This window comes from Streptomyces sp. NPDC006512, from assembly GCF_040611935.1.
Classification (GTDB): domain Bacteria; phylum Actinomycetota; class Actinomycetes; order Streptomycetales; family Streptomycetaceae; genus Streptomyces.
In genome coordinates this window covers 92,138-106,580 of the sequence record NZ_JBEXPG010000001.1, presented here as the reverse complement: position 1 = coordinate 106,580, position 14,443 = coordinate 92,138, and the positions used below count along the sequence as shown (strand labels likewise).

Genomic DNA, 14,443 nt, shown 5'->3' with positions numbered 1-14,443 from the left:
AATTCAGCGCGCCAGCTCTTCCTTCAGCGCCTGGAGGAAGCCGTCCACGTCCTCTTCCTGGGTGTCGAAACCGCACATCCAGCGGACGTCGCCGGCGGCCTCGTCCCAGAAGTAGAAGCGGTAGCGCTCCTGGAGCCGCCGGGTGACCTCGTGCGGCAGCCGGGCGAACACCGCGTTCGCCTGCACCGGGTAGAGGATCTCCACGCCGTCGGTCTCGCGCACGCCTGCCGCGAGCCGCTGCGCCATCGCGTTGCCGTGGCGGGCGTTGCGCAGCCACAGGTCCTTCGCGAGGAGCGCCTCCAGCTGCACGGAGACGAAGCGCATCTTCGACGCGAGCTGCATCGACATCTTGCGGATGTGCTTCATCTTGCGGACGGCGTCCGGGTTCAGCACGACCACGGCCTCGCCGAACATCATGCCGTTCTTGGTGCCGCCGTACGACAGCACGTCCACGCCGACCGTGTTCGTGAAGGTGCGCATCGGCACGTCCAGCGAGGCCGCGGCGTTGGCTATGCGGGCGCCGTCGAGGTGCACCTTCATGCCGAGGCCGTGGGCGTGGTCGCAGATCGCCTTGATCTCGTCCGGCGTGTAGACCGTGCCGAGCTCGGTGTTCTGGGTGATCGAGACGACCTGGGGCATGGCCCGGTGCTCGTCCTCGAAGCCCCAGGCCTCCTGGTCGATCAGCTCGGGGGTGAGCTTGCCGTCGGGCGTGGGGACGGCGAGCAGCTTGAGGCCGGCCATGCGCTCGGGCGCGCCGCCCTCGTCCACGTTGATGTGGGCGCTCTTGGCGCAGATCACGGCGCCCCACCGGTCGGTCATGGCCTGGAGGGCGACGACGTTGGCGCCCGTGCCGTTGAAGACCGGGTAGGTTTCCGCGTACGGCCCGAAGTGACTGCGGAAGACCTTCTGCAGGTTTTCGGTGTACTCGTCCTCGCCGTACGAGACCTGGTGGCCGCCGTTGGCGAGGGTGAGGGCCGCGAGGACCTCCGGGTGCACCCCGGCGTAGTTGTCGCTCGCGAACCCGCGCACCGCCGGATCGTGGTGGCGCCGGGCGTCGGTCTTCACGGCATCGGTCCTCACGGCATCGGTCCTCACGGTTGCGGAGTGAGCCACAGACGCTGTCCGTTCACATCGGAGGCGGGCCGCTCCCACACGCCGGCGATGGCCTCGGCCAGCTCCTTGACGTCGGTGAAGCCCGCGAACTTCGCATTGGGACGCTCGGCGCGCATCGCGTCGTGCACCAGTGCCTTGATGACCAGGATCGCAGCCGCGGCGCTCGGGCCGTCCTCGCCCCCCGCCTTGCGGAAGGAGTCCGCCATGGCGAGGGTCCAGGCCTCGGCGGCCGCCTTGCCGGCGTTGTAGGCGGCGTTGTTGGCGACCGGCTTGTGCGCGCCGGACTGGCTGATCAGCACGTAGCGTCCGCGGTCACTGCGCAGCAGGCCGTCGTGGAAGGCGAGCGAGGTGTGCTGGACGGTGCGGATGAGGAGCTTCTCCAGGAAGTCCCAGTCGGCGAGGTCCACGTCGGTGAAGGTCTTGCTGCCGCGCCAGCCGCCGACGAGGTGGACGACGCCGTCGATCCGGCCGAAGTCCTTCTCGATCTGCTCGGCCCAGGCCCGGGTGGCGGCCAGGTCGAGCAGGTCCACGGTGTCGCCGGTGATGGTGGCGCCGCCGTGGGCGTACCGGGCCGCGTCGACGGCCTCCGCGAGGCGTTCGGGGTTCGCGTCGGAGGCGACGACCACGGCGCCCGCCTCGGCGAGGCGGAGCAGGGTGGCGCGGCCGGCGGGTCCGCCGGCTCCCGCCACCGCGACCACCGCTCCGTGGAGCTTGCCGTTGCCGTTCACGGAGCCGTTCATCTCTGCAGCCTCCTGCGGGGCGTCGCTCATGCGGCGGCCTGGCCGGCCGTCTCGGCGTTCAGGGCGGTGATGCCCTTGGTCGAGGCGATCACACCCTTGAGCTTCTTGGCGAGGGCCTCGTAGAACATGCTGAGCGGAAACTCGTCCGGAAGCACGTCGTCCACGAGCTTGCGCGGCGGCTGCGTCGTGTCGAGGGCGTCGGGGCCCTTGGCCCACTTGGATCCCGGGTGCGGGGCCAGGTAGGTGGAGACGAGCTCGTACGCCTTGAACCAGTGGACGAGCTTCGGGCGGTCGATGCCGGCCCGGTACAGCTCCTCGATCTCGGCGCAGAGCTGGTTGGTGACCTGCGGGGCACGCATCCAGTCGATCTTGAGCTTGTTGTCCGTCCAGCGCACCACGTCGTGCTTGTGGAGGTAGGCGAAGAGCAGCTGGCCGCCGAGGCCGTCATAGTTGCGGTTGCGGTCGCCGGAGACCGGGAAGCGGAACATCCGGTCGAACAGGACGGCGTACTGCACGTCACGGCCGTGCTCGTTGCCCTCGGACTCCAGCTTCACGGCCTCCTTGAAGGCGGTGAGGTCGCAGCGCAGCTCCTCCAGGCCGTACATCCAGAACGGCTGGCGCTGCTTGATCATGAAGGGGTCGAACGGCAGGTCGCCGTGGCTGTGGGTGCGGTCGTGGACCATGTCCCACAGGACGAAGGCCTTCTCGCAGCGCTCCTGGTCCTCGACCATGGCCGCGATGTCCTCGGGCAGCTCGATGCCGAGGATGTCCACGGCGGCGGCGGTCACCTTGCGGTAGCGCGCGGCCTCGCGGTCACAGAAGATGCCGCCCCAGGTGAAGCGCTCGGGGGCCTCGCGGACGGCGATGGTCTCCGGGAAGAGCACGGCGGAGTTGGTGTCGTAGCCCGGGGTGAAGTCCTCGAAGGTGATGCCGAGGAACAGCGGGTTGTCGTAGCGGGTGCGCTCCAGCTCGGCGAGCCACTCGGGCCACACCATCTTGAGCGCCACGGCCTCCAGGTTGCGGTCCGGGTTGCCGTTCTGCGTGTACATCGGGAAGACCACGAGGTGCTGGAGCCCGTCGGCGCGCTCGGCGGCCGGCTGGAAGGCCATCAGGGAGTCGAGGAAGTCCGGGACGCGGAAGTCGTCGGCGGCCCACTTGCGCAGGTCGGCGACGAGCGCCTCGTGGTAGGCCGTGGCGTGCGGGAGCAGCGGCGACAGCGTCTCGACGGCGCTGATCACGCGCTCCAGGGCGGCCAGGACGGTGGCGCGGGCGTGGGCGCCCTCCGCCTCGAAGTCGATGGAGCCGTCCGCGCTCTGCCAGGGGCGGATCTCCTCCACGGCGGCCTTGAGCTCGGGCCACGCGGGGTGGTCGACCACCCGCGCCCCAGCGGTTATCACGGCACCGCCGGCACCCGGCACAAGAGTTTCCGTCATGTCACTTCCTCCACAGGAGAACCTCACGTCGGGACAGGGTAGGCATGTGAGGCTCTCCCACTCAAGAGGAAACCCAGGAAATTATCCTGCGTCACCCCCCAATCCACCGGAAGTCTTCCCGTTACTCAGCGTGGAGGCCATCACTCCGCATCGTTCGCACCGCGGTGGACGAACCGCGGGATGACCTTCTCGCCCCACTGCCGGATGGTCTCCATGCAGGCTTCCTGCGGCACGGTGCCCATCTGGATCAGGCACATCACCTCGTCCGCCCCGGCGGCCTCCAGGCGCTCCACGTACGCGATCGCGTCGTCCGCGCTCCCGTAGGCGTGGTCGGCGTTGAAGGTGGCCGTCGCCGTGGGCCGGACGGGGATGTCCAGCTCGTGCAGCCGGGCCACCACCTGCTCGGCGGCCCGCCTCATCCGGGCCGCCTCGTCGGCGCCCGCCACCACGGCCTCGTCCGGGACGCCCGCGCCCCCGTACCAGTGGCCGATGGACTGCGCGAAGAAGCGCTGGCCGCGGATCCCGACGCGGCGGGCCTCGTCCGGGTCCTCCAGCACGATCGTCGGGCACAGCACCGAGAAGTGGTCGTTGACCGCGCTCGACACGAAGGCGCTCCCGTCCCGCCCCGCGATCGCCGCGTCGTACACGGCGCGCATCCCGGCGACCGCCTCCGGCCCCGCGAAGCCCATGACCAGCGCCCCCACGCCCAGCTCCGCCGCCCGCACCAGGGTCTCGCCCCGGCTGCACGCGAGGAACAGCGGCGGGTGGGGGGTCTGCGCCGGGCGCGGCAGGATCGGGTGCGGGGCGATGTCGAGCAGCTCGCCGTGATACTCCAGCTCCTCCTCCCGCCAGGCCCTCCCGATGATCCGCAGCGCCTCCTCCACCTCCGCGGTGGTGCGCTCGCGGTCCACCCCGCACAGCGAGGTCTCCTGCTCCGTCCCGCCGCGCCCGGCCCCGAGGTCGAGCCGGCCGCCGGACAGCAGGTCGAGCATGGCCGCCCGCTCGGCGACGCGGACCGGGTGGTTGAAGTTGAACGGCATGCACACGACGCCGTGCCCGATGCGTATGGTGTGCGTCCGGGCCGCGACGAAGCTCAGGAAGACCTCCGGAGCCGACATGTGGGCGTACCACTTCAGCGAGTGGTGCTCGACGGCCCAGATCCGGTCGAATCCCATGCGTTCGGCCAGTACGGCCTGCTCGACGCAGTCGCGGATGACCTGGTGCTCACGCTCCACGGTCGGGTCGGCCAGCTGAGCTTCGAAGATGACGGAGAACTTCACGATGCCTCCAGGGTTGCGTCCCGTGCCCGGTCTCACTTCGATTCAGAATATGACTAGTAGTCAGGAACCGAAGAAGCAAGAGCTCCCGCCGACCGCGTGGGCGGTGCTCGGCCTGCTGTCGTTCCCCGGCGAGCGCACCGGGTACGAGCTGAAGAAGTGGGCGGACTCCTCCCTGCGCTTCTTCTACTGGTCGCCCGCTATCAGCCAGATCTACGCGGAACTGCGGCGGCTGGAGGAGCTGGGGTACGCGGTCTCCGTACGCTCGGGGCCCGAGGAGGCCCGCGCGAAGCGCCGGTACGCGATCACCGGGGCGGGCCGCGAGGCGCTGACCGGATGGGCGGGCGACGCGGCGCAGGCAGGCCCGCCGGTGCTCAAGCACGGACTGCTGCTGCGGATCTGGCTGGGACACCTCGCGGAGCCCGAGCGGCTGCGCGCCATGGTGAACGAGCACATGGAGCGGACCCGGGGCGAACTGGCCGCCGTACGGGAGGCGATGGAGCACGCGGCGGAGGTCCGCGAGTGGGCCTTCCCCACCCTGGTCCTGCGCTGGAGCGAACGCCAGCACCTGGCCGAACTGGAGCTGGCCGACGCCCTGTTGGCCGACCTCACGGAGGCGGAGACGGCGAAGACGACGGGCACGGCGCAGCCGGCGGACACGACCGGGACCGGGCCGGAGCCCGCAGCGGGAACCGCAGCGGATACCGCGCCCGGAGCCTGAGCCGCGGGCGGCGACCCGGACGAGGAGCGGGGGCGGACGGAGCCCCGCCCCGGGACCGGACCGGGAAGGGTCCCGGACCCGCGCGGAGCCGCCCCGGTCTCACCCTGGACCTGAGGTCGAGGGTCCCCCGGAAGCAGGGCCTCCGAAAGCTCCGCGCGGCGGGCCGTCAAGGCTGTGGGGACGCGCCCACGCCCGGGTGACGCGGCGGGCCCGCACCGCACCGCCCCGGCGCGTACGGCCCCGGCGGGAAGCCGCCGTACGGCCGATCCGGGCCCCCGCACGCCCGGTCCCTTCGCGGGCGGCGCGCACTAGCATGCGTCCTCACCGCGCGCGGCCGGTCGGGACACCGCGACCGTGCGGGGAGCCGCCGTCGACGGAAGCGAGAGAACCTTGACTTTCCTCACCATCGGTCATCGCGGGGTCATGGGTGTCGAACCGGAGAACACCCTGCGGTCGTTCGTCCGCGCGGAACGCTGCGGGATGGACGCCATCGCGCTGGACGTCCGACTCAGCAAGGACGGCGTCCTCGTCGTCCTGCACGACGCCGAAGTGGACCGCACCACCGACGGCGCGGGCGCCGTCGCCGACCTGACCCTCGCCGAGCTGCGCGCCCTGGACGCCGGCCAGGGGGAGCGCGTGCCCGTCCCGGAGGAGGTCCTGGACGCCGTCCGGGTCCCGCTGCGGGTGTCGGTGCACGACCAGCGGACCGCGGCCGCGCTCGCGGAACTCCTCGTACGCGGGGACCTGACCTCCCGGGTGGAGGTGGCCTCGCGCGACGGCGCGGTGCTCACCACCGCCGCCCACCTCGCGCCGGGCCTGCGGACGGTCCTGCACGCGGAGCGCCACGGGGCGGACGTCGTCGACCGGGCGTTGGCCGCGGGAGCGGGGACGCTCGACCTGGACCTGCGCCGCATCACCCTGGAGACGGTGGAGGCGGCGCACGCGGCCGGGCTGCGGGTGACGGGGTGGACGGTCGACACCCTGGATCAGCTGCGGCTGGCGCGGGCGCTCCAACTGGACGGCGCGGTCACCGGTCTCCCGGAGATCCGCAGCACCGGCCGCTTCACGGCCTGAGCGGACGCCCGGGCCGTCAGAGCGACTTGACGAGGAGCTCGAAGGCCAGGTCGTCGCGGCGCGGCTCGCCGAAGCGCGCGTCGCCGTAGGGGAAGGGGCTCAGCTCGCCGGTGCGCAGGTAGCCGCGGCGCACGTAGTAGGCGATGAGCTCCTCCCGTACGTTGATCACCGTCATCCGCATCTCCTTGGCCTCCCACGTCTCGCGTGCGCGGCGTTCCGCCTCGGCCAGGATCTCCTTGCCGAGTCCGCCGCCCTGGAGGCCGGGGCGGACGGCGAACATGCCGAAGTAGGCGTGGTCCCCGCGGTGTTCCAGCTGGCAGCAGGCGATGAGTTCGCCCGCGCGCTCGACGACGAGCAGCACGCCGTCCGGGTTGGCGATGATCGCGCGGACCCCGTCCGGGTCCGTGCGCTGGCCGTCCAGGTAGTCGGCCTCGGTGGTCCAGCCCGCCCGGCTGGCGTCTCCGCGGTAGGCGGATTCGACGAGGGCCACCAGTTCCGGTACGTCCGCGTCCACGGCGGAGCGGAAACTGAGGGCGGCGGGCTGGGCGGTGGACATCGGGCGCTCCGTTCGATGCGGCGGCATATGACATGCCTGGTGCGGCAGGGAGAGCGTAACGCGGGGCGGCGTGAGCGCGGTGTGAGAGGGGCATCCCTTCCCGTGACGCCGACGAACCGGGAGGTTCCGCCGTGCACGGTCCCGCCATGTCGTTCTCCCCCTTCTCCGCCTCCGCCGTGTCCTCCTGGCTGCTCGTGCTGCTGTGTGCCGTGAGCGGTGCGTACTGTCTGCTGCGGGCGCGCAGAGCGGGGCGGCCGGAGCGCGGGCCGGCGGCGGGCGAGGCCGTGATGGGGTTCGGGATGGCGGCGATGGCCGTGCCCTCGGGGACCGGCCCGTGGGGCCCGGGGGTCCTGCTGGCGGTCTTCTGCGGAGCGTCGGTGCACGCGCTGTGGATGCTGCGCGACGGGGTCCACCACGCCCACCACCTGGTGGGCTCGCTGGCGATGGCGTACATGGCGCTGTCGATGACCGCCGGGCACGGGCACGGCCGCGCGGGACTCCCGGTGGTGACGGGGGCGCTGCTGCTCTACTACGCGGGCTACGTGCTGCTCGGCGGGGCCCGGCTGGTGGCGGCGGGCGGCGGGCAGCCCCCGGTGGCGGCGGCGGGCGGCCCGGAGGACCTGACCCGGGCGTGCCGACTCGCCATGGGTACGGGGATGTTGGCCATGCTGGCGGCCATGTGAAGGCCGCGCCGGGGCGGGCCCGCCGGGCGGCGGCCGCGCCGGGTGCGCGGGGAAACGTGTCCTGCGTCACCAAAGCCCCGGGGGCGTACCCGTAGGTAGGGGTGCGCTCATAGGCTGGCGGACATGATGGTCCCCGCCGTTCTCCTGCTGCTCGGCGCACTGACCGCGGTGCTCGCACCCCGCCTCCTGGCCCGGGCCCAGTGGCCCGAGCGCGAACCCGTCGTCGCGCTGTGGGCGTGGCAGTGCGTGGTGGGCGCGACGCTCCTGTGCCTGGCCCTGTCGATGCTGCTGAGCGCGGCCGCCGCCTGGCAGGCGGTCCGGGGCCGGCTCTTCGCGGTCGCCCCGCACGGGGTGGTCGACGCGTACGAGCTGGGCGCGGCGGGCGGTCCGTGGGCGACCGCCACCGCCCTGGCGCTGGCCTGCGGGGGCCTGTGGACCGGCGCGATGCTGACGCGGGAGGTGCTGCGGGCGCGGGCCCGGCGCCGCGCCCAGGGGGCCGAACTGCTGGTCCGCGCTCCGCTGCTGCCCGGCGAGGAGCCGGAGGCCGGACGGCTCGTGGTCCTGGAGGGGCCGCGGCCGGAGGCCTGGTGGCAGCCGGGGGCGGTCCCGCAGCTGGTGGTGACCACGGCGGCGCTCGGCCGTCTCAAGGGCAGCCAGCTGGATGCCGTACTGGCGCACGAGCAGGGGCACGCCGCGGCCCGGCACGACTGGCTGCTGCACTGCTCGCGGGCGCTGTCGCGGGGGTTCCCGCAGGTGCCGGTGTTCGCCGCGTTCGAGGCGGAGATGCACCGGCTGGTCGAGCTGGCCGCCGACGACGTGGCCTCGCGGCGCTACGGACGTCTGACGATCGCGCTGGCCCTGGTCGGACTGAACGAGGACCGGGGGGTCTTCGGTCCCTCCCCCACGGCGCAGGCGCACGTCCCGCAGCGCGTGCGGCGCCTGCTGTCGGCCTCGCCCCGGCTCTCCCCGGGACGCCGGCTGCGGCTGACGGCGCTGGCCACCCTGGTGCCGGCGGTACCGCTGCTGGTGGCCTTCGTACCGGGACTCAGCGCGCTGAGGTGAAGGTTGCGTTCCGCATGCTGCGAGGATCGGGGGCATGCGGAACGACCAGCTGGGGAGAGCGGGGCCGGCCTGTGCGCTGGCCGCGGCCGTGCTGACCGTCCTGGTGGTGGTGGCGTGGCCGCCGCTCATCGGCTTCGACGAACGGATCGCCGGGGCACTGCACCCGTACGCCGTCTCGCACCCGGCGGTCACCGGTCTGACGCGGGTGTTCAGCGACTGGGTGTGGGACCCCTGGACCATGCGGGCCCTGGCCGCGGCGGCCTGCGCGTGGCTGTGGTGGCACGGTGACCGCTCGCGCGCCGTGCGCGTGGCGGTGGTGACGCTGGTCGCGTCGGCGGTGCAGCAGGGACTGAAGGCCCTCGTGGGCCGGGAGCGGCCGCAGTGGCCGGATCCCGTCGACTCCGCGCAGTACGCGGCCTATCCGTCGGGGCACGCGATGACGGCGACGGTGGTGTGCGGAATGCTGCTGTGGCTGCTGCCGGCGAAGGCCCCGCGGGGGCTGGTGTACGGCGCGTGGGCGGTGGCCGCGGTCTCGGTGCTCGGGGTCGGCTTCACCCGGCTCTACCTCGGCGTCCACTGGTTCTCGGACGTGCTCGCGGGCTGGCTCCTGGGGGTGGCCCTGGTGGCGCTCGCGGCGTGCCGGTGTGCCTGCCCGGGGCGATCCCCCGCGTCGCCCCGAACAGACGACACCGTGCGCTGAGTATATTGGCCGAGAGCCAGTCAACGCAGGAGTAAGCATGTCCCCGCGCAGCGCATCGGTCAATGAAGAATTGCGCAGACGTTCCCGGGAGCGGCTGCTCCGCGCGACGGTCGAGCTGGTGTCCGAACGGGGCTTCGAGGCCACGACGCTCGGCGACATCGCGGACCGGGCGGGCGCGGCCCGCGGCCTGGTCTCGTACTACTTCCCGGGGAAGCGGCAGCTGTTGCAGTCCGCCGTGCACCGGCTGATGCACATGACGCTGGAGGAGGCGCTGGAGCGGGAGCCGCGTACGGACGACGGCCGCGAGCGCCTCGCCCGGGCGATCGACGCGGTCCTCGGGCTGGCCCGGGACCACCCCCGGCTGATGCGCACGCACATGGCGGGGATCCTCCAGGCCGAGGGCTTCATCCAGTGCCCGGAGCAGCAGCGCCTCGCGGAGCTGCTGCGGGACACCGTCGCCCGGTACGGCTCGGCGGACGTGGACGCCGACTACCCGCTGCTGCGGGCCCTGCTGATGGGAGCGGTGGTGGCGGTCCTGCTGCCGGGGGCGCCGATGCCCGGACCGCGGCTGCGGGCCGAGCTCTTCCAGCGGTACGGACTGGACTGGGAGCTGGGCGTCCCGCCGGACGGCGGACCGCCCGGCGGGACGTTCGTGTGACGGCTTCGCGTGCGGGTACGAGCTACGGGCTTCGGGTGACGGGTGGGCGGTCGGGGTCAGTGGTAGTCGGGCTGGGTCTGCACGTTGAGGCGGTCCATCCGCACCCACTTGGCGCTGTCGGTGCGCCAGTCGTCGAGCCTCAGCACGTCGAGCCCCTTGACGATGTCGTTCGAGTAGATGTGCCCGTTGTAGTAGTACGCCGACCAGGAGCCGCCGAGGCCGAGCCGGTCGGTGGTCAGCGGACCGCGTTCGAAGTAGCCGATCTCCTTGGGGCGGGTGGAGTCGGTGAAGTCCCACACCGAGACGCCGCCCTGGTACCAGGCCTGGACCATGATGTCGCGACCGCCTCCGACCGGGACCAGCGAGCCGTTGTGGGCCACGCAGTTCTCGGTGTCGGCCTGGTGGCGCGGGATCTTGAAGTAGCTCTTGAACACGAGCTTGCGCTGGTCGCCGCGGCCGGTGATGTCGTAGATGCCGTCGGCGCCGCGGTCGGGTCCGGTCGCCTCGTTGCAGGTGGCGCCGCCGCCTCCGCCGAGCTCGTCGGTGAAGACCACCTTGTTCGCCCGCTCGTTGAAGGTGGCCGAGTGCCAGAAGGCGAAGTTCACGTTGTCCTGGACCCGGTCGATGACCCTCGGCTGCTCGGGCTCGGTGATGTCGAAGAGGATGCCGTCGCCCATGCAGGCGCCGGCGGCCAGGTTCCTGGAGGGCAGCACCGTGATGTCGTGGCAGCCCGTGGTCTTGGAGACGCCCGGGTTGGCGGGCGCGCCCGGGTTGCCGCCGTCCGGGAAGAGGACGGGGAAGCCGACGACGGCCGCCTTGGCCGGGGCCTTCTTGGGGACCTTCACGACGGAGATGCCGTCGTGCGGGGGCCTGCAGTCCGGGAAGGCCTCGTTCGGGGAGTACGAGGCGACGTAGAGGTAGAGGTCACGGCCGCCGGGCACCAGGGTGTGGGTGTGGGAGCCGCAGGCGGTCTCGACGGACTTGACGTACTTCGGGTTCTTCTTGTCCTTGATGTCGAAGATCTTGATGCCCTCCCACGACGACTTCTCCGTCGCGGGCTGCGAGACGCTGTTGCAGGAGTCGTCGCTGCGCGAGGAGTCCGTGGAGAGGAAGAGGAGGTCGCCCGAGACCGAGATGTCGTTCTGGCCGCCGGGGCACAGGACGCGGCTGACCACCTTCGGGGCCTTGGGGTTGGCGATGTCGTAGATCGTGAAGCCGTCGTAGTTGCCGGCGTAGGCGTACCTGCCCTCGAACGCCAGGTCGGAGTTGACGGCGGCGGGGTTGGCGCTGGGGATGTTGGCCAGGGGCTTGATGTTGCGGCTGTGGACTATCTCGTCCTGGCCGGGTATCTCGCCGGGGGCGAGTTCGCGGTCCGGGGCGGGAGCGGCGCTCTGCCCGGAGCCGGCGCCGGGCCGCAGGTCTCCGGGGTCGGGGGTGGCGGCCGCCGGTCCGGCGGTGGCCAGGAGCGTGGTGAGGAGTCCGGCGGCGGCCAAGGCCACCCCCAGGCTCCGGTGGCGCACTCTGACGGTGTGCAGCGAGGTCACTGTGCCTCCCGTGGGGGCCCGAACGTCCCGCTTCCTCATGGGAACGGAACCTGGACCCCGGCAGTATCTTCCTTTCCATGGACATGGCAAATGCGTTAGTCAGCCGATTCCTGGGGGCGGCCCTGGCCGCCGGACTCCTCCTCGCGCTCACCGGCTGCGAGGACGACGGCGCCGCGGCCGCGGCGGGAGGCGACGGGCCGGTGGTGGTCGCACCCGGCAGACCGGGCGAGAAGGCCCGCACCCTCTCCCCCGAACAGGCGGCGAAGGAACGGCCCGACGACAGCCCGAACGCGGCCGACCGCGCGTACGTGCGGAACATGACCGAACACCACCGCCAGGCCCTCGTGATGAGCGCGCTCGCCCCCGAGCGGGCCTCGGCCGAAGGCGTCAAGCGGGTCGCGGAACGGATCGCGGCGGCCCAGGGCCCCGAGATCGGCGCGATGGAGAGGTGGGGCGCCCTCCACCCCGCGCCCGCCCCGGACCCGGGTGCCCACGACCACGGGTCCATGCCGGGGATGGCGACGCCGCAGCAGCTGGACGAGCTGCGCAGCGCCAGGGGCGCCGATTTCGACCGGCTCTTCCTGAAGCTGATGACCGCCCACCACGAGGGCGCCCTGAAGATGGCCGGCGAGGCCCTCGCCCGGGGCAACAACGTCGCCGTCGAGGAGATGGCGACCGAGGTGGTGGCCACCCAGAGCGCCGAGATCCACCGGATGCGCGCGATGGGCTGACGGGTCCGGGGGCCGGTGTCATGCTGGGAACACCTGCGGGAGGAGCTCCGCCGTGCTTCGTGTCGCCGTCGTCGGTTCGGGCCCGAGCGGGGTCTACGCCGCCCAGGCCCTGGTCCAGCAGCGTGAGGTCCCCGGCGTGCGGGTCGACGTCCTGGACCGGCTGCCGGCCCCGTACGGACTCGTGCGGTACGGGGTGGCCCCCGACCACGAGAAGATCAAATCGCTGACCGGAAGCCTTCGCTCGGTGCTGGAGGACGACCGGATCCGCTTCCTCGGGAACGTGGAGGTCGGCACCGGACCCCTGACCACCGACCGGCTCCTGGAGCTCTACCACGCGGTCGTCTACTGCGTGGGCGCCGCCCGCGACCGGCCCCTCGGCATCCCGGGCGAGGAACTGGCCGGGGTGCACTCCGCCACGGCCTTCGTGTCCTGGTACAGCGGCCATCCGGACGCCGGGGCCTTCGACCTGGGCGGGGTCCGCTCGGCCGTGGTGGTCGGCGCCGGGAACGTCGCGGTGGACGTGACCCGGATCCTCGCCCGGGGCGCGGCGGAGCTGGCGCCGACGGACATGCCCGCGGCGGCCCTCGGCGTCCTTGCCGGCAGCGGGGTCCGCGAGGTGTCGATGGTGGCCCGGCGCGGACCCTCGCAGGGCCGTTTCACCACCAAGGAGCTCCGCGAACTGGGCACGCTGCCGGGGGTGGCGACGCGGGTGGATCCCGCCGAGGCGGCCCTCGACCCGGCGTACGGGGACCCGGAGGCGGCGGCCGCGCTGCCCGCCGCGGCCCGGCGGAACCTGGAGGTGCTGCGCGGCTGGGCCCGGCCGGACACCGGCCCGGCGGCCGGGGAGGAGCGCCGCATCACGCTGCGCTTCTACCTGAGGCCGGTCGAGGTGCTGGGCACCGGGGAGGGCCGGGTGCGCGCGCTGCGCTTCGAGCGGACCGCCCCCGACGGCCGGGGCGGGGTCACGGGGACGGGCACCTACGAGGACGTCCCGGCCGACCTGGTGCTGCGCTCGGTGGGGTACCTGGGGGTGCCGCTGCCCGGCCTGCCGTTCGACGCGGCGAAGGGGACCGTGCCGCACGCGGCGGGCCGGGTGCTCCGCGCGGGCCGGGCCCCGGTCGGCGAGTACGTGGCGGGCTGGATCAAGCGCGGGCCGACCGGGGTGATCGGCACGAACCGGCCGTGCGCGAAGGAGACGGTGTCCTCGCTGCTCCAGGACGCGGGGGCGCTGGCACGCCGCGAACTCGCGCGGGACCCGCTGGACGCGCTGCGGGCGGCGGGGCTGCGCCCCGTGGAGTGGCCGGGCTGGCTGGCCATCGAGTCGGCCGAGGCGGAACTCGGACTCTCCCTGGGCCGCCGCTCGGTGAAGATCCCCGACTGGGCCGGCCTGCGGGGCGCGGCCGGCCTCGCATAGGGTCGCCGAATCCTCTACCGGTCAGGGGAGTTGGCGACGGGGCGGACGGTACGACGGGGTGCGTACGCGGCACTGACGGCGGCGGCGGGAGCGGCGCTGCTCGCGGGCTGCACGGAGGAACCGGAAGGGTCCGCCGGGTCGCGGCGTCCGCCCCTAGTGCCGTGGCCGGGAAGGTTTGCCGGGTCGCGGCGTCCGGTGCGGTGCGTCTCAAGGCGGAGGGCCACGGCTCGTACTGGACGTACCTCCGTGGTCCGACAACGCGGAGAGGTGCCGTGCCGGGCGTCGCGACCCGGTGGACCTTTCCGGTCACGGCACTAGGTCGCGAGCCCTCCGAGCCGGGAGGCCTCGGCGGCCGCCGCGGCGAGGACGCTGTCCAGGAGGCCGGGGAAGAGGGTCTGGAGGTCCTCGCGGCGCAGGCCGTTCATCTTGGCCGTGCCGCGGTAGGTCTGGCGTACGACGCCGCTCTCGCGCAGGACGCGGAAGTGGTGGGTCGTCGTCGACTTGGTGACCGGCAGGTCGAAGTACGAGCAGGCCAGTTCGGCGTCCGTGGCCGCGAGGTCGCGGACGATGGACAGCCGGACCGGGTCGGACAGCGCGTGCAGCACGCTCTCCAGCCTGATCCCGGCCGCCTCGGGGTGGGCGAGGACACGGGCCGCGTCACGTTCCGTCATGTCCTGCTCCACTCGTTCGTCTTGCCGTGCCCGTGCCCCTATCGTACGAGAACCGTCGTAGGACCG

Annotated in this window: 15 protein-coding genes; 8 read left to right on the top strand and 7 right to left on the bottom strand. The window is 72.8% G+C overall.

The annotated features are described in order from the left end of the window. Positions 1–3: 3 nt before the first annotated feature. The 4 genes from ABZZ17_RS00490 to ABZZ17_RS00475 all read right to left on the bottom strand — a co-directional run bounded on the left by ABZZ17_RS00490 (position 4) and on the right by ABZZ17_RS00475 (position 4,566). Positions 4–1,065, bottom strand: a complete 1,062-nt coding sequence (locus ABZZ17_RS00490; protein WP_356870693.1) for a low specificity L-threonine aldolase — start codon at positions 1,063–1,065, stop codon at positions 4–6. A gap of 26 nt (positions 1,066–1,091) precedes the next feature. Further along, positions 1,092–1,853, bottom strand: coding sequence for an SDR family oxidoreductase (locus ABZZ17_RS00485; protein ID WP_356870399.1), 762 nt, complete (start codon positions 1,851–1,853; stop codon positions 1,092–1,094). A 26-nt stretch (positions 1,854–1,879) separates the two neighbouring features. Next, the gene (locus ABZZ17_RS00480; protein ID WP_356870397.1) at positions 1,880–3,286 is read right to left on the bottom strand and encodes a DUF6421 family protein; all 1,407 of its coding nucleotides are present in this window, start codon (positions 3,284–3,286) and stop codon (positions 1,880–1,882) included. Between the two features lie 140 nt (positions 3,287–3,426). Beyond that, positions 3,427–4,566, bottom strand: coding sequence for an LLM class flavin-dependent oxidoreductase (locus ABZZ17_RS00475; protein WP_356870395.1), 1,140 nt, complete (start codon positions 4,564–4,566; stop codon positions 3,427–3,429). A 49-nt stretch (positions 4,567–4,615) separates the two neighbouring features. Between ABZZ17_RS00475 and ABZZ17_RS00470 the strand changes: the two genes are divergently transcribed. Further along, positions 4,616–5,284: a PadR family transcriptional regulator gene (locus ABZZ17_RS00470; RefSeq protein ID WP_356870393.1), complete on the top strand. Its 669-nt coding sequence runs from the start codon at positions 4,616–4,618 to the stop codon at positions 5,282–5,284. Positions 5,285–5,674: 390 nt separating this feature from the next. Beyond that, on the top strand, positions 5,675–6,358 hold the full coding sequence (locus ABZZ17_RS00465) for a glycerophosphodiester phosphodiesterase family protein (protein ID WP_356870391.1): 684 nt from the start codon (positions 5,675–5,677) through the stop codon (positions 6,356–6,358). Positions 6,359–6,374: 16 nt separating this feature from the next. On the opposite strand, the gene ABZZ17_RS00460 is transcribed toward ABZZ17_RS00465, so the two are convergent. Next, a complete protein-coding gene (locus ABZZ17_RS00460) occupies positions 6,375–6,914 on the bottom strand; it encodes a GNAT family N-acetyltransferase (RefSeq protein WP_356870389.1) in 540 nt (179 codons plus the stop codon). A gap of 146 nt (positions 6,915–7,060) precedes the next feature. Between ABZZ17_RS00460 and ABZZ17_RS00455 the strand changes: the two genes are divergently transcribed. From ABZZ17_RS00455 to ABZZ17_RS00440, 4 genes are all read left to right on the top strand, one after another. After that, the gene (locus tag ABZZ17_RS00455; protein ID WP_356870387.1) at positions 7,061–7,597 is read left to right on the top strand and encodes a DUF5134 domain-containing protein; all 537 of its coding nucleotides are present in this window, start codon (positions 7,061–7,063) and stop codon (positions 7,595–7,597) included. A gap of 123 nt (positions 7,598–7,720) precedes the next feature. Further along, positions 7,721–8,659, top strand: coding sequence for a M56 family metallopeptidase (locus ABZZ17_RS00450; RefSeq protein ID WP_356870385.1), 939 nt, complete (start codon positions 7,721–7,723; stop codon positions 8,657–8,659). A 34-nt stretch (positions 8,660–8,693) separates the two neighbouring features. Next, complete coding sequence (locus ABZZ17_RS00445) at positions 8,694–9,359, top strand: phosphatase PAP2 family protein (RefSeq protein WP_356870383.1); 666 nt, start codon at positions 8,694–8,696, stop codon at positions 9,357–9,359. 37 nt (positions 9,360–9,396) lie between these two features. Further along, positions 9,397–10,017: a helix-turn-helix domain-containing protein gene (locus tag ABZZ17_RS00440; RefSeq protein ID WP_356870381.1), complete on the top strand. Its 621-nt coding sequence runs from the start codon at positions 9,397–9,399 to the stop codon at positions 10,015–10,017. Positions 10,018–10,073: 56 nt separating this feature from the next. On the opposite strand, the gene ABZZ17_RS00435 is transcribed toward ABZZ17_RS00440, so the two are convergent. Beyond that, positions 10,074–11,561, bottom strand: coding sequence for a hypothetical protein (locus ABZZ17_RS00435; protein ID WP_356870379.1), 1,488 nt, complete (start codon positions 11,559–11,561; stop codon positions 10,074–10,076). 77 nt (positions 11,562–11,638) lie between these two features. Here ABZZ17_RS00435 and ABZZ17_RS00430 point away from each other — a divergent pair, with 77 nt between their 5' ends. Together ABZZ17_RS00430 and ABZZ17_RS00425 are read left to right on the top strand one after the other, a co-directional pair. After that, positions 11,639–12,292 (top strand): DUF305 domain-containing protein, encoded by a 654-nt coding sequence (locus tag ABZZ17_RS00430; protein ID WP_356870377.1) that lies wholly within the window; start codon positions 11,639–11,641, stop codon positions 12,290–12,292. Between the two features lie 52 nt (positions 12,293–12,344). Then, positions 12,345–13,706 carry an FAD-dependent oxidoreductase gene (locus ABZZ17_RS00425; RefSeq protein ID WP_356870375.1) on the top strand — a complete coding sequence of 454 codons (1,362 nt, stop codon included), beginning with the start codon at positions 12,345–12,347 and terminating at the stop codon, positions 13,704–13,706. 314 nt (positions 13,707–14,020) lie between these two features. Here the strand turns inward: ABZZ17_RS00425 and ABZZ17_RS00420 are convergent, their stop codons facing one another. Then, positions 14,021–14,377: a helix-turn-helix transcriptional regulator gene (locus ABZZ17_RS00420; protein WP_356870373.1), complete on the bottom strand. Its 357-nt coding sequence runs from the start codon at positions 14,375–14,377 to the stop codon at positions 14,021–14,023. Positions 14,378–14,443 lie beyond the last annotated feature (66 nt).

What these genes read in the sequence shown, in the direction of transcription:
- ABZZ17_RS00450 (WP_356870385.1), top strand. Translation starts at nt 7,721, where the DNA reads ATGATGGTCCCCGCCGTTCTCCTGCTGCTCGGCGCACTGACCGCGGTG.
- ABZZ17_RS00445 (WP_356870383.1), top strand. Translation starts at nt 8,694, where the DNA reads ATGCGGAACGACCAGCTGGGGAGAGCGGGGCCGGCCTGTGCGCTGGCC.
- ABZZ17_RS00485 (WP_356870399.1), bottom strand. Translation starts at nt 1,853, where the DNA reads ATGAACGGCTCCGTGAACGGCAACGGCAAGCTCCACGGAGCGGTGGTC.
- ABZZ17_RS00420 (WP_356870373.1), bottom strand. Translation starts at nt 14,377, where the DNA reads ATGACGGAACGTGACGCGGCCCGTGTCCTCGCCCACCCCGAGGCGGCC.
- ABZZ17_RS00480 (WP_356870397.1), bottom strand. Translation starts at nt 3,286, where the DNA reads ATGACGGAAACTCTTGTGCCGGGTGCCGGCGGTGCCGTGATAACCGCT.
- ABZZ17_RS00460 (WP_356870389.1), bottom strand. Translation starts at nt 6,914, where the DNA reads ATGTCCACCGCCCAGCCCGCCGCCCTCAGTTTCCGCTCCGCCGTGGAC.
- ABZZ17_RS00430 (WP_356870377.1), top strand. Translation starts at nt 11,639, where the DNA reads ATGGACATGGCAAATGCGTTAGTCAGCCGATTCCTGGGGGCGGCCCTG.
- ABZZ17_RS00455 (WP_356870387.1), top strand. Translation starts at nt 7,061, where the DNA reads ATGTCGTTCTCCCCCTTCTCCGCCTCCGCCGTGTCCTCCTGGCTGCTC.
- ABZZ17_RS00470 (WP_356870393.1), top strand. Translation starts at nt 4,616, where the DNA reads ATGACTAGTAGTCAGGAACCGAAGAAGCAAGAGCTCCCGCCGACCGCG.
- ABZZ17_RS00440 (WP_356870381.1), top strand. Translation starts at nt 9,397, where the DNA reads ATGTCCCCGCGCAGCGCATCGGTCAATGAAGAATTGCGCAGACGTTCC.